The organism is Prevotella sp. Sow4_E9_plate (assembly GCF_052116205.1).
In the GTDB taxonomy this organism is placed as follows: domain Bacteria; phylum Bacteroidota; class Bacteroidia; order Bacteroidales; family Bacteroidaceae; genus Prevotella.
On the sequence record NZ_JBQKLN010000027.1, the window covers coordinates 1 to 25,511 of the forward strand.

16 protein-coding genes are annotated in these 25,511 nt (G+C 45.9%); 12 read left to right on the plus strand and 4 right to left on the minus strand.

Annotated elements, in window-relative coordinates; all coding sequences use genetic code 11:
- Positions 1 to 221: 221 nt before the first annotated feature.
- The 7 genes from ACTQ53_RS10930 to ACTQ53_RS10960 all read left to right on the plus strand — a co-directional run bounded on the left by ACTQ53_RS10930 (position 222) and on the right by ACTQ53_RS10960 (position 8,980).
- The gene (locus tag ACTQ53_RS10930) at positions 222 to 1,604 is read left to right on the plus strand and encodes a hypothetical protein (RefSeq protein ID WP_441933041.1); all 1,383 of its coding nucleotides are present in this window, start codon (positions 222 to 224) and stop codon (positions 1,602 to 1,604) included.
- An 87-nt stretch (positions 1,605 to 1,691) separates the two neighbouring features.
- Positions 1,692 to 3,098, plus strand: a complete 1,407-nt coding sequence (locus ACTQ53_RS10935) for a TolC family protein (RefSeq protein ID WP_441933042.1) — start codon at positions 1,692 to 1,694, stop codon at positions 3,096 to 3,098.
- On the plus strand, positions 3,095 to 4,279 hold the full coding sequence (locus ACTQ53_RS10940; RefSeq protein ID WP_441933043.1) for a multidrug transporter: 1,185 nt from the start codon (positions 3,095 to 3,097) through the stop codon (positions 4,277 to 4,279). The genes ACTQ53_RS10935 and ACTQ53_RS10940 overlap by 4 nt, the downstream gene beginning before the upstream one ends.
- Positions 4,276 to 5,883, plus strand: coding sequence for a TackOD1 domain-containing metal-binding protein (locus ACTQ53_RS10945; protein ID WP_441933044.1), 1,608 nt, complete (start codon positions 4,276 to 4,278; stop codon positions 5,881 to 5,883). Before ACTQ53_RS10940 ends, ACTQ53_RS10945 begins: the two co-directional genes overlap by 4 nt.
- A 33-nt stretch (positions 5,884 to 5,916) precedes the next feature.
- Complete coding sequence (locus tag ACTQ53_RS10950) at positions 5,917 to 7,233, plus strand: glycosyltransferase family 2 protein (RefSeq protein WP_294967965.1); 1,317 nt, start codon at positions 5,917 to 5,919, stop codon at positions 7,231 to 7,233.
- Between the two features lie 41 nt (positions 7,234 to 7,274).
- Entirely contained in the window at positions 7,275 to 8,534 is a 1,260-nt protein-coding gene (locus ACTQ53_RS10955) for a nucleotide sugar dehydrogenase (RefSeq protein ID WP_295346849.1), read from the plus strand.
- 62 nt (positions 8,535 to 8,596) lie between these two features.
- Positions 8,597 to 8,980 (plus strand): response regulator, encoded by a 384-nt coding sequence (locus ACTQ53_RS10960; protein WP_295346848.1) that lies wholly within the window; start codon positions 8,597 to 8,599, stop codon positions 8,978 to 8,980.
- On the opposite strand, the gene pflA is transcribed toward ACTQ53_RS10960, so the two are convergent.
- The 4 genes from pflA to ACTQ53_RS10980 all read right to left on the minus strand — a co-directional run bounded on the left by pflA (position 8,977) and on the right by ACTQ53_RS10980 (position 17,113).
- Positions 8,977 to 9,708, minus strand: coding sequence for a pyruvate formate-lyase-activating protein (gene pflA / locus ACTQ53_RS10965; protein ID WP_441933045.1), 732 nt, complete (start codon positions 9,706 to 9,708; stop codon positions 8,977 to 8,979). The genes ACTQ53_RS10960 and pflA overlap by 4 nt on opposite strands.
- A gap of 237 nt (positions 9,709 to 9,945) precedes the next feature.
- On the minus strand, positions 9,946 to 10,116 hold the full coding sequence (locus tag ACTQ53_RS10970; protein ID WP_441933058.1) for a DUF6722 family protein: 171 nt from the start codon (positions 10,114 to 10,116) through the stop codon (positions 9,946 to 9,948).
- A 218-nt stretch (positions 10,117 to 10,334) separates the two neighbouring features.
- Entirely contained in the window at positions 10,335 to 12,581 is a 2,247-nt protein-coding gene (pflB, locus tag ACTQ53_RS10975) for a formate C-acetyltransferase (RefSeq protein ID WP_294968030.1), read from the minus strand.
- Between the two features lie 476 nt (positions 12,582 to 13,057).
- The gene (locus ACTQ53_RS10980) at positions 13,058 to 17,113 is read right to left on the minus strand and encodes a hybrid sensor histidine kinase/response regulator transcription factor (RefSeq protein ID WP_441933046.1); all 4,056 of its coding nucleotides are present in this window, start codon (positions 17,111 to 17,113) and stop codon (positions 13,058 to 13,060) included.
- 15 nt (positions 17,114 to 17,128) lie between these two features.
- On the opposite strand from ACTQ53_RS10980, the gene ACTQ53_RS10985 reads away from it, so the two are divergent.
- The 5 genes from ACTQ53_RS10985 (at position 17,129) to ACTQ53_RS11005 (ending at position 25,460) form a co-directional block, all read left to right on the plus strand.
- Positions 17,129 to 17,308 carry a hypothetical protein gene (locus tag ACTQ53_RS10985; RefSeq protein ID WP_287624858.1) on the plus strand — a complete coding sequence of 60 codons (180 nt, stop codon included), beginning with the start codon at positions 17,129 to 17,131 and terminating at the stop codon, positions 17,306 to 17,308.
- A 91-nt stretch (positions 17,309 to 17,399) separates the two neighbouring features.
- Positions 17,400 to 18,866 (plus strand): hypothetical protein, encoded by a 1,467-nt coding sequence (locus ACTQ53_RS10990; protein ID WP_441933047.1) that lies wholly within the window; start codon positions 17,400 to 17,402, stop codon positions 18,864 to 18,866.
- Positions 18,867 to 18,916: 50 nt separating this feature from the next.
- On the plus strand, positions 18,917 to 21,934 hold the full coding sequence (locus tag ACTQ53_RS10995) for a SusC/RagA family TonB-linked outer membrane protein (protein ID WP_441933048.1): 3,018 nt from the start codon (positions 18,917 to 18,919) through the stop codon (positions 21,932 to 21,934).
- A 57-nt stretch (positions 21,935 to 21,991) separates the two neighbouring features.
- Positions 21,992 to 23,608 (plus strand): RagB/SusD family nutrient uptake outer membrane protein, encoded by a 1,617-nt coding sequence (locus tag ACTQ53_RS11000; RefSeq protein ID WP_297158892.1) that lies wholly within the window; start codon positions 21,992 to 21,994, stop codon positions 23,606 to 23,608.
- Between the two features lie 97 nt (positions 23,609 to 23,705).
- Entirely contained in the window at positions 23,706 to 25,460 is a 1,755-nt protein-coding gene (locus ACTQ53_RS11005) for a glycoside hydrolase (protein WP_441933049.1), read from the plus strand.
- Positions 25,461 to 25,511 lie beyond the last annotated feature (51 nt).

The following is a 25,511-nucleotide window of genomic DNA, read 5'->3' on the forward strand; positions in this document are numbered from 1 at the left end:
GTCTGCTGCGTTTTCAAACTTCAGTCAGCAGAAAATAACAAAGTTTACGGCAAAAATTAATGAGAGACCAAGAAAGAAATTGAATTTCTCAACACCAAAGGAGTGCTTTTACAAAAACATTTCGTAATTTTGCACTTGCTTGTTGAATTCGCGAAATATTAATTTAACGCAGTATTGTTAAAGCAAACAAGGTCATATATAATGGCAGCAACGACTACGACTTGGGAAACAACCAAAGATTCTCCACTTGCCAATTATTCAATGCAGAATCAGAAGGTAGTACCATCTACCTTGCAGTTAAAGAGTTTGAAAACAATGGTATAACCCTAACTGATTTTAGCAAAGTTCCTCGAGGAGGAAGAAATGCGAATTGGGAAGAAGTATCACAGGACTACAATGTAATAGCTACTAATTGTAGCTATAGCGTAGTTCCAAAAGGCGAAGATAGTAATCCATCAGAGCCAACTAAGCCAAGCAAGCCAACAGAGCCTGGTGGTAAAAAATTGACGCCTATTAGTGATATCATATATGATCATGATCATGACATCTCGGCAACATGTATACAGCCATACAATGGCAAACTTTACATGTCATATCATACCAATGTAGAAAACCAAGAGGATAAGACAAACACCCATGGTGGATGTATTGAGGTTTTCCAAACCCAGAATGATCAGACTACGCTATTACAATTCCTACAAGACAAGGAAAAAGCGATAGATTTCAATCATTTGATGATTGATTCTGAAGATGCAACAAAACAAGTCTATGTTGTTGGAAATTCAAGTAAGGTAGGCGGTATGTTTGCAAGAATAGATCTTGATGGAAATGGCTTCTTAAACACAGATGTTAAAGACATCGATGAAACAACGGCTATTTATCCATTAACAGTTGTGCCACTGATTAGAAATCTTAAGAAAGGTGATCCACAAGGAAAATATGATGAGAACTGTATTGTTCGAGACGGTAACAAACTTCTCATTATGAGTACTAGAGGATATGAGGTATATGATCCTGAAACATTGAAGAGCTTAGGTAATAAAGCTACAGATGGAAAGGCTAAACATATAGCTAAATCAGGAAACAAGATTGCTACACTCTACTATAATGAGCGCCCAAGCAGTGATGCAACTGCAGTTTCTGGAACAGTAGAAATTTACAATACAGGAGCTGATATTTTAAGCGGAAATCCGAGCCAGAAAATTAACGTAGAGAGTATTGTTCCAAATGATGGTAAGAATACAATTGCCATTGATGGAAACAATGTCTATGTTTGTCGAAGCGGAAAAGGTCTTTCTTGTTATGACATAAATTCTGGTAATGAAGTCTGGAATTGGAGTGCTCCTCTTACCGCAAACACCAAGGTGCCACAAGGATATGCTAACGGAGTTACGTTTGATTCAAACTACATCTATTTAGCATGTGGTTCTTACGGTCTCGTGGTATTAGACAAGAACAAGACTGAAGATGGCAAACCTGTTATTGTAGCAAAGAAAAGATGTGCAACAACTAATTCTGCCAACTATGTAACAGTAGATAATGGCTTAATCTATGTTGCATATGGCAAAAGCCGTTTACAAGTCTTTAAACTGATTGATAAATAGTATTGCCCAAAAAGCAATATAGATATTTTAATAAACTAAGAACATAGTGAATGCAGCTGCATTCATCGTGTTTAAATAAGAAAAAAGATGAAGCGTAAATTTATACTATATACAACAACGGTTCTTCTGACGATGATCGGAGGACAGCAAGGATGGGCACAAACTCAAGGCAAAAAACAGCAGAAGAGTTTCAGCCCTAAAATGCTCGTCTACGAAAATCTGAAGAACGAAAACGTATTGAGACACTTCAACCAACGCTTTGCACAACTCGACACACTCATCAATAACCCAATCTGGGTGAAATCACCAGTCATCGAACTGGGACTCAACAAACAACATACTGCTGACATTAAAACCACTGACTCATTATACTGGGCTAAAACTGCATACGAACAGTTGGCTATCAACAGACATAACGGACTGGAAGTAACCGGTCAGATATACGCCAGACCAGACGCATACTTCGATGCCGACAACGACGATGCAGAACAGGTCACCAAGTACAAAGCCAAAGTACAGGCCGAACTGGGATGGAACATCATCAACAGCAAGTTCTACCAGGGAAAGGAAAAGAGAAACAAAGTGGCCCTAGCTAACGAACTCTCACGTCTACAAGACAAAAAGAGACAGACTGCAGACATCTATGAAAAGGCAGCAGATGAGCTGACCGAACAATATAACTTCTATATCGGTACCGTCATAGCACACAAGCTGGACAACCTCGACATCATGAACGAGGCTTACCAGTATATGCTGGAGAAAGACCGAATAAGCAACGACAAGATGCTCAAGGTGATGAACGACAAGCTGGAGGCGGAATACGACATCTCCATCCTCTGCTCCGACAGAGACATCACCAACAAACCGATTTACCGCATCAAGCCTACCCGCGTGGTGGTAGACACCACAGCCCTCTGGGAACACGTAGACAAGGAAAGCCTGGATGCAAGAATCGTAATGACAAAGCTGGAGATAGCCAACAACGAAAGCAAGCTGAACAACTATCTCAGCACTACCCGACTCACCCCATTCGCCAGATGGTCAACCTACTGGCAGAGCAACGACAAGTTCTCTCACAATGGTGATGTAGGAATCAGATTCACCGTGCCAATCTACAACGAAAACCCAAGAAAGAGAAAGGCACTGGAGACACAGAAAGAGATTATCATGAACAGCAGAAGCACCGACGTGAAGGAAATCAGACAGTCGGTAAAAATCCTGCTGAAAAAGATAGAAAACCTCAACCAGGCTATAGCCACTGAGGCTTACCACATACAGCAGACAGGAAAATACATCGACATGCGACGGTTCGCATATAAAAACCAGAAAAACGGGTACAACTACCTGATGAGAATGGAAGAATATACCGGACTCCTGGAAAGCATGGAAAGAATGTACAAGCTGATGTTGAACCGCGGACTCGCCATCATCAATATAGAGAAGGCAGTAAGCATCTATAACAACAACAATATATTCAACGAGATCGAACTATGAATGAGTTTCAATATGACAGCACGCCACAGGAACAGGCGATGGCCGACTTGCTGAAATCGCAAAGCCACCGCTTGGCTAGACAGCAGATTATATTCGCGCTGATCTTCCTCCTCATCATCGTACTGACAGCATACTATATCGTTACCCGAATGATCTGGGCCATCTATGACGGATATGTAACACTCGATGAAAACCATATCTGTGCGGTTGACGACATCTACATTCTGAAGGTAAACAAGGAGGTGGGAGAAATAGTACACAAAGGTGATACGCTCTACTCCTACGTACTGCTGGGAAATATCGTAACCCAATACGACCCCAACATCATTCCGTCGGCGGTAAAGGAAACCCACGATATGGAAGTGCAGGCCAAACTGGCTAGAGAAGAGATTCCGGTACTGCGCACCCGACTGGCTGAACTGAAGAAACAGAAAGCTTCGGAAAGCTCGGACATCTACTACGGACTGACCAACAACACCAAGCGCAACCAGCTGGATGCTGAGATTGCCGAGGTGGAGGAAGAAATAAGAAAGCAGATGAACAAGGTGACCATCTACTCACAAGCCAAGAACACCACCTATAACTTCATGAGCAGAAGAGGTGCAGGCATGACGGGTGCTGACATGCCATACTCCAGCAATTCCAGCATCTACAACCACGGTCTGATACACTACTGCTGTGCGCCTGCCGATGCCTACGTCACAAAGGTGAACGTGAGCGACAAGACACTGGTGTTCAAGAGCGATGAAGTGCTCACCATCCAGCATACCGACTATGCAGCATGCCACCTGGGCATCATCACATACGTGCCTAGTGAGAAAATCAAGTATATGGAAAGTCCTGACGATGCTGACGTCATCGTGAACAAGGACCTGGTACTGAAGGCTAAGCTGCAGATGGTGGGTCTGAGAGTGGAGGAAATTCCAAAGCACCTGCAGAGCAACTTCTCGCACGATGCAAATGCCGTAGTGGCAGTATTCACCTTCAAACCCAACCAGCAAGTGCCGGCTTGGGTGATGAGCAACAAACTGCCGGTGAGAATCAGGGTGAACAAGATCAGTGCGATGTTAGACCCTAAGCCACTGCCGATGTATACCATCCCAGTGGAGAAGAATCAAAATGTGATGAGAAGTTCAAAGCTCGTCACACCTGACCAAAACAAAGACAACGTGAAGAAATGATTGGACTAAGAAGAAACAAAAGAGGAGACATGGTGCTGACCATCGATACCTACATCGATATCGACTCAACACCAGATATCCAGTCTGACTACTTCGACTGCATATACATCAATACGACGAGTGAACGTGCGTTCCATGCAATCCTGTTTGGAGCCAGTCCTATCCTATCGTATAAATGTAGCTATAAGCCGTTATTCGTCAATACGGCGGTATCGGGAAAGGAACAGATCACTGACTATATCGTAGACGCATACGTCAGCGACATGAGCAATGAGAAAGTTTACGAGATTATCGACCGAATCAAGATGGCAAAAAAGAAGTACGGCATCAAGCAGGAAACTGCAAGACCTACACAGCCGAACCAGCTCTTTGCCAACATTCTGCGATATCTCCTATCACGCGACCAGAGAATCATGGGACACCGACTCCTGGAGAAATCATCGCTGGGATACATCAACCCTATTTTTGAGCACTATCACAGTATGGGTCTGTTCCATCTCAACGAGATGTTCATGTTCAAGGATACAATGGTGGAATATGGTGTACTCAAGATGCACCGCTTCCTCATCAAGGAACACCTCTGCCCGAAGTGCAACCACTCGCACCTGTTGTATACAGAGTGCTGCCCGAAGTGTGGAAGTTCCAACCTGAAGATTCAGAACATCATCCACCACTTCAGCTGCGCCAACGTCTCACCGGAGAATACGTACAACGTAGGCGGTGTGCTGATCTGTCCGAAATGTCATAAGAAACTGCGCCACATCGGTGTAGACTATGACCGACCTGCAGTGGTATATACCTGCAACGACTGTGAGAACTCGTTCACAACGCCACTGACCAAGGCTACCTGCTGCTACTGCGAGAGTACCTTCCCGGTGAATGCACTGGTGCCACGAGACGTAGAAGACTATGAGATAACAGAGGAAGGTGTGCGCGCCCTGACACAGGACAGCCTCATATTCAACAACATGACCAACCTCTATGACAACTTCATGGATTATCAGCTGCTGGTAAACCGCCTGCGCCGACTCCTGATAGAGACCTTCCGCAAGGAACAGGTATCAGTACTGGTAGGAAAGATATGGATACTGAATGCCGAACAGGACACGGTGAAGATCAAGGACAGTCTGCAAGCCAGCTTCTGCCGCCTCTTCTCCAACCACAAGGTGTCGTACAACAACAACATCTTCTACATCACGTATTCCGTATTCAGCGACATTACCGTAGAGGATGCACAGCATGAACTGAGCAAGCAGATGTCAAAGGCTATCAGAAAGGTGGCCGACAAGATAGAACCGGACGAGCTGATATGCTGCGTTCTCGATACCAAGACCAAGGAGGTGACCGGCAACTACGAGGAATTCTTCAACAAGATGAACTACGTAGAGCTGACTCCAGACGACTACTGCGGTTATTCGGAGGAAAAAATGACCGAAGAAGAAAACAAGACCGCAGAGACCCCACTGGAAATAAAGCCGAAGGAAGATGAGAACGACAAGATCATGAAGCGCGTCAAGCTATACAAGCAGCTGGTAGCCGTGCTGATTACCATTGCCGGTATACTGATACTGCTAGCCGTGCTGGCGCTCACGATATTGAGATAAGAAACAACTAGTAAAGAAAGGAGATGAGCAGGTATGTTTGAAATCGTAGAAACTCTGAACCACTTCATGGACTGGTTGAGTACACTCTCACTGAGCAGCATCCTGAGTACCTACTGGTTTCTGTTCTTCATTGAGATGCCGAGATATTACCTACTGGAATATCTGGTAATATTCAACCGACTGACCAATAAGAACAAGATAGAAAAGGAAAAGGAAGTGGCAAGATTCTATCTCTACAGAGAGAATCCGCTCGTTTCGATACTCGTTCCGGGAAAGAATGAGGGAAGCCATATATTCAAGATGGTGAACTCGCTCGCCGAACAGACCTACAGAAACTATGAAATCATAGTGGTAGACGACGGTAGCGATGACTACACCAAACTGATATGCACCGACCTCTATCGGGCTGGTTACATCACCCATTATCTGAGACTGGAAGACCGAGGAGGTAAGGCTGCGGCAAGCAACTATGGTGCACAGATGGCTAAAGGCAAATACATCGTATGCCTGGATGCCGACTCATCACTGGACCGTGATGCGCTGGAGAAGATTCTCCTCCCCTTCTACATCGACGGTATGGTAAAGGGTGTGGGCGGATGCGTGAAGGTACGCAACAACAAGGACACTATCTGCTCATCGCTGCAGGCGTTCGAATACCTGAAACGCATACAGGTGGGACGAATCGTGACGAGCGAGCTGGGCATCTACCACATCATATCGGGTGCCTTCGGCGCCTTTGATAGAGCAACACTGAAAGAGGTAGGATTCTGGGACATCGGACCAGGACTGGATGGTGACCTCACACAAAAGATAAGAAAGGCAGGATACAAGGTGAAATTCGCAGAAGATGCCATCTGCATGACCAACGTGCCGACGCAATGGTATAAACTGTATCACCAGCGTATCAGATGGTCGCGTTCGCTCGTAAGATTCCGCTTGCGCAAACACCGCGACATCCTGCTGCCAACCAAGAACTGGTCTATATTGAACTGGATCTCCAACATGGAGAGCGTAACGTACGACTGCTTCCTCAACTTCCTGTGGTTGTGGTATATCGTGAAACTCGCCATCACCTTCAATAACCACATCGTAGAGATATTGGCGCTGGGCTACTTCATCCGAGTATGCTTCTCCCAATTCGCCTTCCTGCTGGTGATGATGGTGACAGAGAGAAGAAAAGAGGAAATGTTCCTCTACCGATTCTTGCCGCTGATGTCGCCGTATACAGGTTACTTCCTGCGTATCGCACGACTTTCAGCCCATCTGCAGGAACTCTTCTTCCATCGCTCGTATGCCGATGCATGGAATCCGGAGAAAACTTCCCGATACGCTCAGCTGGAGGGAATGTAAAGAATGAATAAACAATAATACAAATTTAATATATATAGTATATGAATAACAAATCTTTTGAGTTTAAGATAGGCGTGATTGGACTAGGCTATGTAGGTACACCGCTTGCATGCTTATTCTCAAAGAAATACGATACTTGGGGTTACGACATCAATGCTGCCAAGGTAGCTAAATTAGCCAGGAAACAGGGAGCGGAAGACAGAATGCTTTCTAAAGCTCTCGAAAGGGGACTAAAGCTGACCTGTGACATCAGCGACTTGAAAGGCTGCAATGTATACATCATAGCTGTACCGACACCGGTAAACAAGTCGAACAAACCTGATATCAGCTGTGTCAGAAATGCAACTACAGCAGTAGGCAAAATCCTGAAACCGGGAGACATCGTGGTATATGAATCTACAGTCTATCCCGGACTGACAGAAGAAGTATGCGCTCCGTTGCTGGCATCAACATCGGGACTCAAGCTGAACGATAACTTCTTCGTAGGTTTCTCACCTGAAAGAATCAACCCGGGAGATACCGTCCACACCATAGAGAACATCGTAAAGGTGACCAGTGGTTCTACACCCGAAGCGGCAGAAATCATCGACAACCTCTACAGCTCGGTTCTCACACATGGCACTCACAAGGCGAAGAGCATCAAAATAGCCGAAGCCTGCAAGCTGATGGAGAACTGCCAGCGAGATGTTCAGATAGCATTCTTCAACGAGATGGAAAAAATCTTCGACAAGATGAACATCAGCATCAAGGATGTGACGGAAGCAGCCAGCACAAAATGGAACTTCGTTCCTGCTATCCCAGGACTTGTTGGCGGTCACTGTATCGCTGTAGATCCGTACTATCTCATCAACAAGGCACAGGAGGTGGACGTGGTTCCTTCGCTCCTCTCTACGGCACGCGAAGTGAACGAGCAGATGGCGGTCTGGATGGCAGGCAAGATCAAGAGTGCATGCGACTTCAGAAAGTTCAAGGCTCCAGAGACCAAGGTGCTCATCCTGGGCTTCTCGTTCAAACCTGACAGCGATGACATCAGAAACACCAAGGTGGCTGACCTCTACATCAACCTGGTGGGAACAGGATACAAAACTACCCTTTACGACCCGCTGGTAGACAAAGAGGAAGTGAAGAATGAATACGGCATCCATGTAGAGGATGACGCTAAAGTACTGGATAAAGTCTACGATATCGTGGTGATAGGTACACATCACAAGATATTCGATAACATCAATATGAACAAGTTGCTCTCAGCCAAAGGCTTCATGTGCGACATATACGGAGTACACAAGGCAAGAAAAGCTTAGAGCAGCGACGTCCAAGACCTAACTGTACAATAAAAGAAAATCCAAAGAAAAAGTAAATGATTATGAACAAATATAAAGTACTGATCGTTGACGATATCCCTGAGAATATCCAGACTCTCGGAGAAATGATCAAGGATTTTGATCTGGATGTGAAAATTGCAGAAGGTGGTCAGGAAGCCATCGACATCATTGATTCATGCACACCAGACATCATCTTGCTAGACTTGATGATGCCTCGTGTGAATGGATGGGACGTGATAGATCACGTCAGAAAAAAATATAGTAAGAACGAGATGGTCATCATCGTTGTATCCCTGTTAAACAACAAGGACAACATCGATGAATGCTATGAACTGGGAGTCAACGACTATATCACCAAACCGGTGATCAAAGCCCGACTCACCAGTTCAATAGAATCTCATCTCAGGAATCTCAGCAGAAATTAAGATATAGCCTTCTGCAAGATGTCGTTGGCATGAGCCACACGGTCACTTGTAGGAGGTTCTATCCCTGACAACGGGTAAGGTATACCCAATTTTTCATACTTGTAGATGCCCATCGTATGATAAGGCAATACATCAATACGCTCTATATTAGAGAGCGTAGAGAGGAAGTCGCGCAATTCTTCCAGGTATTCATCCTTGTCGGTGATACCTGGAATGAGGACGTGACGAATCCATACCGGCTTGTGGATCTCGCTCAGATAGCGGGCACAATCCAGTATATTCTTATTGGACTGAAGCGTGAGTTTACGATGCTCTTCATCATTGATATGCTTGATATCAAGAAGAACAGTATCAGTGACGGTCATCAGACGCTCAAATTTCTCGAAGTTTTTCCCTTCTCTATGAAAGGGTTGAGCCGAGGTATCAAGACAGGTATTGATGCCACGCTGATGGGCTTTCTCGAAGAGTTCGATGAGAAAGTCTATCTGCATCAATGCCTCGCCACCGCTCACGGTAATTCCTCCATTATCTCCCCAATAACTCTTGAATCGCTCTGCCTTGTCCAGCAGGTCATCGGCAGTCCACTCTTCTCCTACCCCCGTCTTCCAGGAATCTGGGTTGTGGCAGAACTGGCAGCGCATCGGACAACCCTGCAGAAAAATCAAAAATCGGATGCCTGGTCCATCAACAGAACCAAAGCTCTCTATGCTGTGAACAAAACCTTTCATGCAGCTTTCCTCTCTTGGTAATTATCCCAAAGAATAAAAGCAAGCCCAGGAACGACTATAAGAGCAGTGACGACACCCAAAAAATCAACTAAATCCATAATTATTTTATCTTTTTAGAAATGATTAAAAACAAGAAGCCCACTTAAGCCTGCATTTTACGATAATCAATATATGCCCATAGGGTAAACCCACCTGCAAGCAAAGCAAAAAATCCCATAAATACCAATAGTTCCATATTTATTTTCCTTTCTTATTTTTATCTTTAGACATTAATATTAAAAAGAATCCACATACAGCTAGAAACATTGTTATTAGAGCACCAAATACTAAAAGTTTCCCTGTATCTATATCCTTTTTCATAATACTTGCCAAGATGATACCACCAAATATCAGTTTGGCTAAATCCAGGCAAAACTTTCCTCCTTCACTCCAAAGAGTTGTTTTTTTGTTCTATATTCAATTTCATACCGCAAAGATAGCAAAATATTCAATACAAAGCTCTATTTTGCAGTTAAATAAGCTAAATTGCCCGCTAAATATCCTCGGAAAGAAAATCTAGCGGGCAATCTATATGTTACAAAGAGACAAGAGGATTCTTCAATCTTCCCTCTTCATTCTTCACTTCCTTAGAGTCTCTCGTGAGCCTGACGAGCGATTACGTCGAGCTGCTGCTCGCGTGTCAAGTCGATGAACTTAACAGCGTAACCACTTACACGGATGGTGAAGTTCTGGTACTCTTCCTTCTCTGGGTGCTCCATCGCATCCTTGAGCTTGTCGATACCGAATACGTTCACGTTCAGGTGGTGAGAACCCTGGTTGAAGTAACCATCCAATACACCTACCAATGTCTGGGCACGCTCCTCATCGTTGTGACCGAGAGCACCTGGACTGATGGTCTGAGTATTAGAGATACCATCGAGAGCATACTCGTATGGCAACTTAGCTACAGAGTTCAATGAAGCCAAAAGACCGTTCTTCTCTGCACCGTAAGATGGGTTGGCACCTGGAGCCAAAGGAGCACCGGCTGGACGACCATCAGGCATGTTGCTGGTGTACTTACCATATACGACATTTGATGTGATAGTCAGGATAGATGTAGTAGGCTCTGAATTGCGGTATGTGTGGTGCTTCTTGATCATGTTCATGAAGGTCTTGAGCAACCATACTGCAATCTCATCAGCACGCTCATCATCGTTACCATAACGTGGGAAGTCGCCCTCGGTTTTGAAGCTGAGAGGGAAACCGGTCTCATCACGGATGATGTTAACCTTGGCATACTTGATAGCAGAGATAGAGTCAACTACGTGGCTGAAACCCGCGATACCTGTAGCGAAAGTACGACGAACATCTGTGTCGATGAGCGCCAACTCTGCTGCCTCGTAGAAGTACTTGTCGTGCATGTAGTGGATGAGGTTCAATGTCTTCACATAAACGCCAGCCAACCAGTCCATCATATCCATGAAACGTGGCATGAACTCCTCGTATGTCAATACATCACCCTCTACGGCGCGATACTTAGGACCGCACTGCTCGCGTGTCTTTGAGTCAACACCGCCAGAAACAGCGTAGGTCAAGCACTTAGCCAAGTTGGCACGGGCTCCGAAGAACTGCATCTCCTTGCCTGTCTGTGTAGCAGATACACAGCAGCAGATGCTATAGTCGTCACCCCAAACTGGGCGCATTACATCGTCGTTCTCATACTGGATAGAGCTTGTCTTGACAGAAATCAGAGAAGCGTAGTGCTTGAAAGCCTTTGGCAAGCGAGAGCTATAGAGTACGGTCAAGTTTGGCTCTGGTGAAGGACCCATGTTCTCCAATGTGTGGAGGAAACGGAAGTCGTTCTTGGTAACCATTGAGCGGCCATCCTGACCCATACCACCTACTTCGAGAGTAGCCCATACTGGGTCACCAGTGAAGAGCTCGTTGTAAGAAGGGATACGGGCGAACTTCACCATACGGAACTTCATGACCAAGTGGTCGATGAGCTCCTGAGCCTCATCCTCAGTAAGAGTACCCTCGTTCAAGTCACGCTGGATATAGATATCGAGGAAGGTAGAGATACGACCTACAGACATCGCAGCACCATTCTGAGTCTTCACTGCTCCGAGGTAACCGAAGTACAACCACTGAACAGCCTCACGAGCGTTCTTAGCAGGCTGAGAGATGTCGTAACCATACAACTGAGCCATCTCCTTCAAGCCCTTGAGCGCCTTGATCTGCATAGCAACCTCTTCACGAAGACGGATAACGTCGTCGATCATCTCACGGTCGCCCATGTTAGCGAGGTCGTTCTGCTTCTCCTTGATAAGGAAATCGATACCATAAAGAGCAACACGACGGTAGTCACCCACGATACGGCCACGACCGTATGTATCAGGAAGACCAGTAAGAATGTGGTTATGGCGCACGAGTTTCATCTCAGGAGTATAAGCATCAAACACGCCGTCATTATGAGTTTTGCAATACTTGTGGAAAATCTCGTGCAGCTTCTCTGATGGCTGGTAGCCGTATGTAGTACAAGCCTGCTCTGCCATCTTGATACCACCGTATGGCATGAAGGCACGCTTCAAAGGCTTGTCGGTCTGCAGACCAACCACCTTCTCCAACTCCTTAGTACCCTCGCCGATGTAGGCAGCACCATAAGCTGTCAATCCTGAAACCACCTCGGTCTCCATATCGAGCACACCACCCTTGGCACGCTCTTCCTTCTGGAGCTCCTTCAACATACCCCAAAGGGTATTGGTAGCCTGAGTAGGTTCTGCCAGGAACGACTCATCGCCATCGTAGCTAGTATAGTTGTGCTGGATGAAATCGCGAAGATTCACCTCACTCTGCCACAAGTTTCCCTTGAAACCTCTCCATTCTGTTTTCATCATTTTCGTTTATCCTTTATTTTATAAGTTAATAAATATATATAATTGTACACACTGTCTTTCTTCTAAACCAGTCAATTTCCACCTTATTATATATAGGCAAATCCCACCTTATTATATATAGGCAAATTCCACCTTATTATATATAGGCAAATCCCACCTTATTATATATAGTGGGGATAAAAAAAGCCCGAACACGTTTGTGCCCGGGTTTTTATACACCTTGTCCGCAAGGTGTCTGTACGTTGATGTTACCGATGAGTCCATTCCCACCAGCATTATCTTTCTTGGCCTGATAGCCTATATTTATCGTCATTGACTTAATCATTCCTGTTATAATTTGATTTCGAGTGCAAAGATACGATAATAAAACGAGAAAAGAGAAGAAAACCCAAAGATTTTCTTCTCTTTCTCTTAAAATACCTATTATTGAGTATTCAAGCAGCGCAAATCAAGATATTTGTGCCACACCAATATTACATTTTCTGCAATTTCTTGAGATATTCAGAAGGAATCTCCCCATATTCAGCCTTGAAACACCGGCGGAAATAAGCCACGCTATTCATACCTACCATAAAGGAGATCTCACTGATGCTATACTTACCCTCCAGAAGCAAATGCTCGGCATACTGCATCTTATACTTGCGGATATATTCGTTGGTAGATATACCCGTGAGCGCCTTCATCTTGCGATAGAGCGTACTGGTACTTACCGCCAAGTTACTGGCAATCAAGTTAACATCCACATCACCACTGATATTCTCTTCTATCAGCTTATTCAACTTGTCAAAGAATTCCTGATCTACCTTATTGAGCGATTCCCTCAACTGCTCTTTCTTCTGTGCCAAATTGGTTTCCTTCGATTCCTGTATCAGCATCTTGTCACGCCGACGCTGCTGCAAGAGGTTAAGGATTCGGCTACGCAAGAGCGAATGCGTGAAAGGTTTGGTGATATACGAATCGGCACCCGAGTCATAGCCCTTCTCCTTGGCTTCAAAAGAATCCTTCGCCGTAAGAAGAATGATAGGAATATGACTCGTGCGTATATCTTTCTTCAAGGCCCTGCACATGGCATTGCCATCCATATTTGGCATCATGACATCTGAAATGATTACATCAGGCACCTTATCCAATGCCAAAGCCAATCCTTCCCGACCATCACCAGCCTTCAACACATCAAACTCGTCAATAAACGATTCTGCCACATAGTCGAGTATCTCCCTATTGTCCTCTACCACGAGGAGCAACGGCTTGCCGTTCTCCACACTGAGCACAGCTTCCTCCAAATTGAGGACACCAGATGCAGCATCATTACCCTGCAATTTAGCAGAAGCATTCTCATCACCTCGCAAGGCATCGGGATAAATTTCATTCTCATCCAGAGTGACGATGAAACTGGTACCCTGCTCCAGATTGCTTTCTACCTTCACCTCACCATGATGCAGGGTCACCAACTTCTTGACCAACGAGAGACCAATACCTGTGCCGGAAGCCTGATGGGTTCCATTCTCCTGATAATAGCGATCGAAAATATGCGGCAATGCCTTTGCAGAGATGCCATGGCCCGTATCACTCACCGTGATATCCACTAAATGATGTTCCCCGCTGCGACGACGCTCCACACTGATATCAATATTACCCTGATCGGTATATTTGATAGCATTCGATACCAGATTATCCAAGATAATGGCGATGACCTCCTTGTCGATATACATCATGATCGGATTCTCAGGAGCCACAAACTTGATGGCTACGTCAGGCTTCTGTGCCAATTCCTCGTACTTCAAAGAAACCTCATGCACGGCATCCACCACGTTTGCCTTCACCACACGAAGCTGACGGTTATCGGTCTCCGTCTTTCTGAATTCCAATATCTGCGTAATCAGTTCGTTCAATCTCACCGCACTCTGATGTATCACCGCCAGCTTATGCTTCACGGTCTTCGTAATATCCGACGAATGCGAGATGTCATCGAGCGGACCAAGAATCAGCGTAAGTGGCGTGCGAAGTTCGTGAGTGATATTGGTAAAGAAGCGCAGGCGTTCCTCGTTGAGTTTCTGTTCCTTCTCATGGTGCACCTTTTCTGCTTTCAACTCGAATTTCAAGCGGAGATGACGCTGATATATTCTCAAAGCCAGATACACTATCGCCAAAACGAATAAGGTATAGCACAACTTAGCCCACCATGAAAGCCAGAACGGAGGCCGAACGATGATGGTAAACTCGGCTATTTCAGAAGACCATGGCTGGTTATGAATGCGAGCTCGTACCTGCAACTGATAGGTTCCAGGTGGAATATCGCGTAAAGTAATCGTTCCATACTGAGCAGTAATCCAATCATTCTGCAAACCAGAGAGCATATAGCTATACTCCACATGGTTCTCCATGGCAAAGTTCCGTACGGTAAAATTTACCGCAAAGGAATTTTCATCATACGCCAACGAGATATGGTTGCGTATGGCAAGATTGATGACACTATCAGTTTGCTCTATACCACGAATCAGCCGCAACGAAGTAATTAACGGTTCAGGAGCCCGACTGACAGACAAGACTTGTCTTGGCTGGAAACAGCATAATCCCTGAGCCGAACCAAAATAGATAATACCCTGTTCGGAACGAGCCACACTACCATCGTTGAAATTAGCCTTAACGACATTATCTTTCTCATTAAAATTGATAAACCTACCAGCTTGTCCTGCCTTTAAGCAACTGATACCACGATTGGTGCTCATCCAGATGTTGTGCATCTCATCTTCTATAATGGCACGCACATGGATATTGCTCATTCCCTGTCTCTGGTCATAAATCACGTGTCTATCCTGATGCTTTACATCAAAGCAGATGGCTCCCTCGTTGGTAGCTGCCCAAATACGACCTTGGGAATCACGCATCAGATGATTCACCGCATTGGAAGGAATATATTCCTTTTCACCCTTAGTTGAATTAAACGACTTGATCCGCTTCATTTGAGGCGAAAACACCTCAATGCCAATGCCGAAATAGCCCACCCAGACTCTATGCTGTGCATCCATACAGATGGCACGTACCATATCATTGCCAAGATGATAATTATTTACCACCTTCATCCGCTTGATATCAACCACATAGATGCCATGAGCGGTACCTATCCACATCTGCTGCTTGTCATCTTCATAGAAACATCTGACATCTTCATGCGCATCTGGCAAAACCTTGCGGAAACCTCCACCCGCCATCTTTACGGTAGCACCCTGATAGAAAGATCCAAACCACAAATTACCATTGCTATCTCGAGTTGCAGCTGCCACGATACTGCCACCTTCATGTTCATAGGTAGCCAATCGTTTTCTTTCTGGCGAGAAGACATTCAGTCCTTTACCATCAGTACCTACCCATAGCTGCCCATTCTTATCGAAAACCAATCCCATCACAGATTTCTCCGTAAGTCGTTGCAGCTGATCAGGAACACCAGCCCGGATGGTACTGAATGACGCAACAGATTGAGTCAGGAAATTGATGCCGCTACCATAAAATCCTGCCCATACATTATTATATTTATCTAGCAATAGGCTTCGCACACTATTACCCGTAAGATTAAAATCTTCCAACCCCTCGCTGATGAAAGAACATGGAATCTGAGTACTTGCAGTAAATGATTTGTTGGCAACATTCAATACAGCTATACCCATCTGCTCGGTTGCTACAAGCATATTACCATTCGGCAATTCACAGAAATCAAAAATACGATGATTCTTGATGGTTTGATCTGCCACATGCAGAAATCGCTGGCTAAGTGGGTCGTAAATATCTATACCCATATTAGTACCGATCCATATCGTTCCTTTTTTGTCGCGATACAGACAAATCACCTCATTACCCGAAATAGAGTAGATGTCTTGGGCGTTGTGCTTAAAATTCCGGGCAGTTAAATGTTGGGTATCTATGATGGATAATCCACTCTTGACATGTCCCACCAAAAGATTGCCATTTCCCAAATCGAGCACACACCACAATTGGTTATCAGGCAAACCTTGCACTCTATCTTTATCAAAATGCACAAACCTGCCGGTTTCGGGATCAAACAGTTCTACACCTTTCCAATAGGTGGTAATCCAGAGTTTACCATTGGTAGAGGGTGTGATATGCGTAATATCATTCGTTGCGATGCTGGAAGGATTCGTGCCGTCATGCTTATAGCTATGCCATTCTTCTGTTTGATAGTTAAAGGAATTGAGACCATCATTCTTGGTTCCAATCCAGACAACAGGTTTCTTGGCATCATCAATCACACAGTTCAACTCACTACTGGATATGCCCTTTCTGTCTCTTTGCTTGTAATAGGTAAAGAAGCTATTACCATCAAACCGATTCAATCCTTCTTCGGTAGCAAACCAAAGAAAGCCATATTTATCTTGCGCTATGCTTACAACATAATTGCACGATAAGCCCTGCTCCAAGTCCAATGGTCTTACCTGATACTTATGAGCCAAGGCAACAATATGCCCCATCAAACAGATGAAGACCACCCAAAGTGTCTTTTTTATTTCTATCATATTCATCGAAGGTATATGGTTTTTAATTTTCAATTTGCTGCAAAAATAACAAAAAAACGCCAAAAAGCGGGCAAAAACAAGCAAAAAAACGAGAAAAACAGAGGCACAAATCCTTCACTGCACGATTTATGCCCCCTTTTGAATGATTTTTCTCCATTAATTCCTAATAATCGCCGTACATTTGCAACCGAATAAACAACACGAAAGTTGTTCAACTAACACAAAGTTACTCAACTAACGCATAATAAACAAAACAACAAATATAAAGAACTAAAAAGAATGTCTTATGGCACATCAACCATTTAATCTCAAGAATGCCCTTTTATGGGCTGCAATTGCTTTGGGTGGATTCACATTCCAGGCATGCAGTAGCGATGATGATTATCCTACAGTGGATGGTCAGAATCCAACGATTTCATTAACATCAGACCTGATTCATGCAGAACCAGGACGTACCTTCAACATCACAGGTAAGATTAGCGATGCCGACGGTATCAAGTCTATCCGACTCAAGAACGAGGGAATGCTCCTCGACAAGACCATCAACCTGCTCGACATCTACAAAGATTCCCTGCTCCATGAGTATAATCTCGACTATGCTTATACTCCTGCAGACGACTGGACCGACAACTCCAGCTTCCCATTGGAAGTGACCGTTGAAGACGTGGTGGGAAAAGTATCAACAGCCAACATCACCATCAAGGGTGACGGCGACTTTACCTTCCCGGTATTCACAGTAGCACCATCTAATAAGGTGAACGTGATGAAGGAAGACCCAATATTCCTGCTCAATGTTGCCGTATCCGACAACAAGTCGTTGAAGAAGTTGGTCATTGATATTCCTGGCATCAACAAGCACGACGAGGTAACACTCTCTGGTACCGAGTACGAATACAGCGAGGAATATACATTCCCATCAGAAGATGCCGATTACGAGATGAGCATCAAGGTGTATGACAGTATGGACAACATGACCGAGCAGAAGAGCACCATCATCGTCAGCGACTTGGTTGACTTTGAGAAGATGTATCTTGCAGATGTCAACTCTGCAGCAGAACTGACAAGCGATGTTTATGGTGTACCAATGCTGGTTGATCACGTAGGCGAATTCCAGTATCGTGCCCGCTACTACAACCAGAAGCCAGGCACAGGCATACGCTTCATTCCACAGAAGACCGATTTCGTTCCTCTCTGCTTCGGTGTTGACGAGAAGACAGGTTTGCTCACCCGCAAGGCTAGCGAAGCAAAGCCTATCATCTTGGAAAAGGTGGGCTACTACGAAATCAACTTCAACATCATCACAGGTGAATACAAGGTGGAGGAATATACCCCTACAACCAAGAAGATGATCCTCAACGGTTCTACCACGATTGACTTCAACGACGGTTCTGGCGCACAGCCTGCACAGATTTGTCTGGCAGGTAAGGGTTACTTGCCAGAGGGAGCCGGCGAATGGACAACCAATCAGAACGCAGGTGCATTCATCTTGAATCAGGACGAGAACAACCCATATCGCCTCTATCGCGAAATGAACCTCAAGGCAGGTGATGAAATCGAATTCACCATCAGCCAGACTCACTGGTGGGGTTGGTGGCCAGAGCCTTACTGGCGCTTCGATGGTTCAGATGAGAACGAGGCCAACAAGCTCAACGGCGGTGACAACATGAAGAAGGTAAAGGTTCCTGCTACAGGAAAGTATCTCTTCGAGTTCGACTACGCTCTCTTGCGTTCTCGCATCATCCCTATCAAATAGTATAACACGTGTGAAAGAACAGTCATCTAGAATATTAGAAACATTGTAATATGAACAAGAAATATATCATAGCAGCCATGGCAACCAGTTTCGCCCTCAATATGAACGCTCAGAGCGTGAAAGTGACGGGTAATGTCGTGGACAGCAACAACGAACCAGTTATTGGAGCATACATACAGGTGAAAGGTAGCAACAAAGGTGCTGTTACCGACCTGGATGGTCATTATACCATCGATGCCGACAAGAACGCTACCCTCGTTATCTCATACGTAGGTATGGCAAAACAGGAAGAAAAGGTTGGCAACCGTTCACAGATCAACTTTGTACTGAAGGACGATGCAAACGACTTGAACGAGGTGGTTGTCATCGGTTACGGTCAGGTAAAGAAGGGCGACCTCACCAGTTCTATCTCAGCCATCAAGGGCGACAAGCTGGAAAAGCTCTCTACCGGTAACGTGATGAACGCCCTCCAGGGTCAGGTGAACGGTGTACAGATTAGTGGCGCCGGTGGTCCTGGTGCTTCTCCTCGTGTCATCATCCGTGGTGTCACTACCGTGAATGGTTCTGATCCTCTCTACGTTGTAGATGGTATGCCTGTAGGTACCAACATCAACTTCCTCAACCAGAACGACATCGAGAGCATGCAGGTATTGAAGGATGCCTCTGCATCAGCTATCTATGGTACCCGTGCTTCGAATGGTGTGATTTTGATCACCACCAAGAAAGGCAAGAAGGGAGATGCCAAATTCAATGTAACAGCCACCGTAGGTCTCCAAACATTGAAGAAGCAGAATATGGCAGACTCTCAGGAATACAAGAAAGTGTTTGATACTCGTTATACCAACGATGGCAACGTTTCTCCTTTCAAGGGAAGCGCTGACACCTATACCGACTGGTGGAAAGAATGTATCAATGATGTAGCCGTACAGCAGAACTATGACCTTTCATTCTCTGGCGGTAACGACAAGATGATTTACTCTGGAAGCATCGGTTACTACAAGCAGGACTCTCAGTACAAGGTAGGTCAGTGGCAGAAACTCTCTGCACGTTTCTCTACCGAATACAATTTCAATAAGATTGTCAAGGCTGGTGTTGACTTCACTCCTCGCTACGAGCAGTGGGATGACACCCCAGGACTGATGAGTGCCATCATGGCGATGGATCCAACTACTCCAGTGATGCGACCAAAAAGCGAATGGACCAGCAATCCATACAGCAACTATGACCGTTCGCACAACAACCAGGAATGGAACCCAGTGGCTTCTATGGCACGTATGGACTCTGGTGCTAGCGAATATGGATTGCTCGCAACTCCATACGTAAGTCTCACCCCAATCAAGGGATTGACCATCAAATCAGCATTCGGCTTGAACGCCCGCTTCCGCAGAACCGATTCGTTCAACGTAAACTTCTTCATCGACAACCTGGAACAGAACCAGAACAACAACGCTACCAGAAAGATGGAGAACTGGGTGGACTGGAACTGGACCAACACCGTGAACTACATGACAACCCTCAACAAGAAACACAACATCAACTTGATGGGCGGTTACACTATGGAGCGCTTCCAGGACTACTGGGCTAATGCTTACTCAGAGAACATCCCAAATAATGATGAGTCTCTGCGCTACCCTAGCTCAGGAACCAAGAACCCAGCAGCTACGGGTACCGACAGCTTCACTTCGCTGGTATCTTACCTGGGACGTGTGATGTACAACTACGCAGAGAAGTACTACCTCACAGCATCTATCCGTGTGGATGGTTCTTCCAAGTTCTCCAAGGACAACAAGTGGGCTACCTTCCCATCTGTATCTGGAGCTTATCGCCTTACCGGCGAGGAGTTCATGAAGAACCAGAAGGTGTTTGATGACATCAAGATCCGTGCTGGTTGGGGTAAGGTTGGTAACCAGAACATCGACAACTCGGCATACCTCAGCTCTATCGGTACAACAACCTATGTATTCGGTGGAACTCCAAACCGCATCATCGGTTCTACCGTGAGCGGTATCGGAAACTCAAACCTGAAGTGGGAAACCGTGGAGGACTGGAACGTGGGTCTTGACCTCGCTCTTCTCCAGAGCCGCCTGAAGATTACAGCGGATTACTTCGAGAAGACATCTCACGATATGCTGATGAAGAAAGACAACCTCCTCATCCTCGGTTACCCAATGTGGAACGGACAGATGTGGGAGAACGTAGGTAAAATGAAGGCATCTGGTTGGGAACTTGGTATCAACTGGAACGACCAAATCCAGGACTTCACCTACGGCGTAGGTCTGAATCTTTCTCAGGTAAAGAACAAGGCAGTGAAACTGAATGGTGACTACATCTGGACAGGTGGATTCAGTGGCGACTACATCGTTCGCAATGCCGAGGGCGAATCTCTCAGCCAGTTCTGGGGGTACAAGACAGCAGGTATCTTCCAGAACGAGACAGAAGTGAAGTCATACACCAACGAGCATGGCGAGTCATTGCAGCCAAATGCCAAGCCAGGTGACCTCCGTTTCGTGGATTTGAATAATGATGGCGTTATCGACAGCAACGATAAGACTCATATCGGTAATCCATTCCCAGACCTCATGGTAGGTTTGAACCTGAATGCGGCATACAAGGGCTTCGACCTCGTAGCCAACTTCTACGGAACCATCGGCAACGACATCTTCAACAAGAACATCGGTCGCTATGCTGGAACCGACGGTCAGAATGTATATGCCGGCACTTACGACAAGACCTGGAGAACCGACAACACAGGTGCAGAATTCCCTCGTCTCTCTGTCAACGATTCCAACATGAACTACAAGCGAGTAAGCGACTTCTTCGTAGAGGATGGTTTTTACTTCCGCTGCAAGTTGCTCCAGATTGGTTACACCTTGCCTAAGCAGTGGTTCAACAACAAGCTGAACTTGCGTCTGTCATTCTCAGCTCAGAACCTCTTTACCATCACCAACTACTCTGGTGCAGATCCAGAAGCAGCATCAATGGGTAAAAGTGTAACAGAGGCAGGTATCGACTACACAGGTTATCCTAACCCACGTACTTTCCTCTTCGGCTTGAACATGAGCTTCTAATCGCAGGGAATATACATTATTATAATATATGTAATCATTAAAATAAGAAACAAGATTATGAAAAGATATATCATAAGTTTGACCTTGGCTTCTGCCCTGACCATGGGCTTGACATCTTGCTCCGACTTCCTTGAGGAGCCTATCCGCGGTCAGCAGGATATGGAGAACTACTTCACCACCGAGGAAGAATGCGAAAAGCAGATTACCGGTTGCTACAACTTCATCGCATGTGATGACTGGTGGCAGATTTACAAATTCTACAACCTCTGCAACATTACCACCGATGATTGCTGGATGGGTAACACCACACAGGACCCGGGTGAATATAGAGCAGCAGCCATGTTTACCGGCAACACCATCGACTTGGGTAATGCCGTACAGAATTTCTGGCAGTATCGCTACAAGGGTATCACCCAGTGCAACATCGCCATCGAAAAGATTGCACAACTGAAATTCAACGACGAGAAGTATCAGAAGCGCCTGATTGCCGAGGCTAAGTTCCTCCGCGGCTTCTACTACTTCGAACTGGTGAAGAACTTTGGCGGTGTACCATTGGTAATGTCACTCAAGATGCCTTCTGAGGTTCAGGGTATCACCCGAGCTACCACAGCAGAAACCTACGCTCAGATTGAGCAGGACTTCAAGGATGCCCTCGCCGATCTTCCAAAGAAGGCAGAGTTATCTGCCAACGACATCGGTCGTGCTACCAGCGGTGCTGCCAAGGGTATGTTGGCAAAGGCATATCTCTACCAGGGTAAGTATGCTGAAGCTGAGCCTATCCTGCAGGAACTCACCTGCCGTGGCTCTCATGCCAGCGGAACACCGGAATATGAACTGATGGATGACTTTAGCCAGGTTTGGAACATCGACTACAACAATGGCAAGGAGAGTCTCTTCGAGATTCAGACCAGTGATGATACCCAGTATTCTCTGGGTGAGCGCTACTCTGTCTTGGTTGGTTCACGTGACGACGCTGGTTGGTCATGGGGTCTTCCTACCAGCAACCTGGAAAAGGCTTTCAAGGATGCAGGAGACGAGATTCGACTTCGCTATACCATCCTTCACGATGGACAAACAGATGTTCCTGGTGACCCAACATGGAATGAGGACAACCCATACGTGATTTCAGCCAGCAAGCATAAGTCTGGCCGTTGCAACATGAAGCTCTTCATCCCAGTGAACAGGCGCCCTAGTCCATACGATGCACCTCACAATCCATTGAACATCCGCTTGCTCCGCTATGCAGAGGTATTGCTGATGTATGCAGAGACAGAGAATGCTCTCAATCACGACAGTGAGGCACAGTGGGCACTCAACAAGGTACGCCAGCGTGTTCAACTTCCAGAAGTTACCGCCACAGGCACAGCCCTTCGTGATGCTATCCGCACCGAGCGCCGTCTGGAGCTGGCACTTGAGGGAACCCGCCTCGACGACCTGCGCCGCTGGAAGATGGATGATGGAAAGACAATGATGGAACACGTATTCGGTCCTAACGGTACTTTCGTGAAGTACAACATGGAGGAATCTACCGACCCATACGAGACCACCAACCAGCAGGAGAACAGCAACGAGGGTATCAACTTCCAGGCACCTCGCGACCTTCTCTTCGCCATCCCTAACTCAGAAATTACCATGAGTAACGGAACCATCAAGCAGAACGAAGGTTACAACTAAAATATCAAAGGGGGCAGGACAAATCTCTTGTCCTGCCCCTTTTCTTTCATAAAAATATTGCTATCCATACACCTTATTATATATAAAGCCTCAGCAAATGAAAAAAAAATCCATCTTCAGCCTCACAGCTGCCTTGATGATGACTGCCAACTTATATGCGCAATCATCATATACGGTCACCGTAAATCCCAACATCTGCTATCAGACCATAGCAGACTTCGGATCAAGCGACTGTTGGACAGCCGATTTTGTGGGCAAATATTTCAGTGATGCAGAAAAAGAGAAATCGGCGAAATGGCTCTTCAGCCAGAAAATGGATGCCGATGGTAACCCAGAAGGCATCGGTCTCTCGATGTGGCGCGTAAACCTGGGTGCCGGTTCAGCAGAACAAGGCAGCCAAAGTGGCATCGAAGACATCACCCGACGCGGCTACTGCTATCTGGATGCCAATGGCAACTACGACTGGACCAAGTCGGCAGGTCAACAATACTTCATGCAGCAAGCCAAGAAATATGGAGTAGATCATTTTCTGCTCTTCTCCAATTCAGCCCCAGTACAGTTTACCAAAAACGGCAAGGCATGCGCCAACAAGGGTGTGAGCGGAAGCAATCTCGCAGACAATCACTATGCCGACTTTGCCAAATTCCTCACGACCACAACCAAGCACTTCACCGACGAAGGCTACAACATAACCCTCATTGACCCGGTAAACGAGCCACAATACGATTGGACAGAAGGTCAGGAAGGTTCACCATGGACCAACGAGTGCATCGCCAAGCTCGCCCGAGAGTTGGACAAAAGCATTACCGACCAGGGACTCTCTGCCCAGATACTCCTGCCGGAAGCCTGCCAATGGAAGGCACTCTATCAAGACGGAACCGAGAAGAGAGCCAACAACCAGATAGAGGCTTTCTTCAATACCAGCAACAGCAGCACCTACATCGGCGACTTGAAAAACCTGAAAAGAGCCATCGCTGGTCATAGCTACTGGACCTTCGGCACGAATGCCGACCTGAAGGACATCCGTCAGAACGTATGGAACAAGGCTCAGGAATACAATCTCGATGTATATCAAACCGAATGGAGCATGCTCGATAAGGAGCCATCCACTTCAGCAGGTTTCCCTTCCAGTTACGATGCAGCCAGCTATATGGACATCTCGCTCTATATGGGTAAGCTTATCCACTGCGATCTCACCTACGGCAATATGGCATCATGGAGCTACTGGACCTCTTTCGCACAAGAGAAATGGGGACAGAAGAACCGCTTCTATCTCTTGCGAATGAATGCCCAGGGCGATAACAACAACGAGAGCTATGGTGATATCCAGAACGGCGGTACCATCACCGACAACAGTAACCTCTGGGTACTCGGCAACTACAGCCGTTTCATCCGCCCTGGTTACAAGCGTATCGACCATATCACCAATAAGGCAGAAGATCTCAATAAGCTTCTGGGATCTGCCTATCTTTCTCCAGATGGCAAACGAATCGTTTTGGTATATGTAAACATGATGGCATCACAAAACAGTGTACGCATCAACATTGAGGGACAGAAGGCTGCCAAGGATATCAACGTTTACCGCACATCTGCGAAAGAAAACCTGAAGCACATCAAGAGCAGTTTCAGTCTGGATAAGCTGATTGCCATCCCAACCAAGAGCGTTGTAACCATCGTGATTGATTTCGAAGATGCCATCAATACTGGCATTAGCCATATCAAGGCAGATAAGGCCGGTAGCAATGACATCTACAGCATCGAGGGCAAATTGGTTCGCAAACATGCAGATTCTACAGAAGGACTCGCCAAGGGTATCTATATCCAAAACGGAAAGAAATTCGTGATAAAATAACAGCAAGGGCATCCATCTGTCTTTTGAACAACACATCAAACATAAAATTCT

Excerpts from the sequence above, each read along its gene's own strand:
- ACTQ53_RS10935 (WP_441933042.1), top strand. The coding sequence starts at position 1,692 with ATGAAGCGTAAATTTATACTATATACAACAACGGTTCTTCTGACGATG.
- ACTQ53_RS10940 (WP_441933043.1), top strand. The coding sequence starts at position 3,095 with ATGAATGAGTTTCAATATGACAGCACGCCACAGGAACAGGCGATGGCC.
- ACTQ53_RS10945 (WP_441933044.1), top strand. The coding sequence starts at position 4,276 with ATGATTGGACTAAGAAGAAACAAAAGAGGAGACATGGTGCTGACCATC.
- ACTQ53_RS10950 (WP_294967965.1), top strand. The coding sequence starts at position 5,917 with ATGTTTGAAATCGTAGAAACTCTGAACCACTTCATGGACTGGTTGAGT.
- ACTQ53_RS10955 (WP_295346849.1), top strand. The coding sequence starts at position 7,275 with ATGAATAACAAATCTTTTGAGTTTAAGATAGGCGTGATTGGACTAGGC.
- ACTQ53_RS10960 (WP_295346848.1), top strand. The coding sequence starts at position 8,597 with ATGAACAAATATAAAGTACTGATCGTTGACGATATCCCTGAGAATATC.
- pflA (WP_441933045.1), bottom strand. The coding sequence starts at position 9,708 with ATGAAAGGTTTTGTTCACAGCATAGAGAGCTTTGGTTCTGTTGATGGA.
- pflB (WP_294968030.1), bottom strand. The coding sequence starts at position 12,581 with ATGAAAACAGAATGGAGAGGTTTCAAGGGAAACTTGTGGCAGAGTGAG.
- ACTQ53_RS10980 (WP_441933046.1), bottom strand. The coding sequence starts at position 17,113 with ATGATAGAAATAAAAAAGACACTTTGGGTGGTCTTCATCTGTTTGATG.
- ACTQ53_RS10985 (WP_287624858.1), top strand. The coding sequence starts at position 17,129 with ATGGTTTTTAATTTTCAATTTGCTGCAAAAATAACAAAAAAACGCCAA.
- ACTQ53_RS10990 (WP_441933047.1), top strand. The coding sequence starts at position 17,400 with ATGGCACATCAACCATTTAATCTCAAGAATGCCCTTTTATGGGCTGCA.
- ACTQ53_RS10995 (WP_441933048.1), top strand. The coding sequence starts at position 18,917 with ATGAACAAGAAATATATCATAGCAGCCATGGCAACCAGTTTCGCCCTC.
- ACTQ53_RS11000 (WP_297158892.1), top strand. The coding sequence starts at position 21,992 with ATGAAAAGATATATCATAAGTTTGACCTTGGCTTCTGCCCTGACCATG.
- ACTQ53_RS11005 (WP_441933049.1), top strand. The coding sequence starts at position 23,706 with ATGAAAAAAAAATCCATCTTCAGCCTCACAGCTGCCTTGATGATGACT.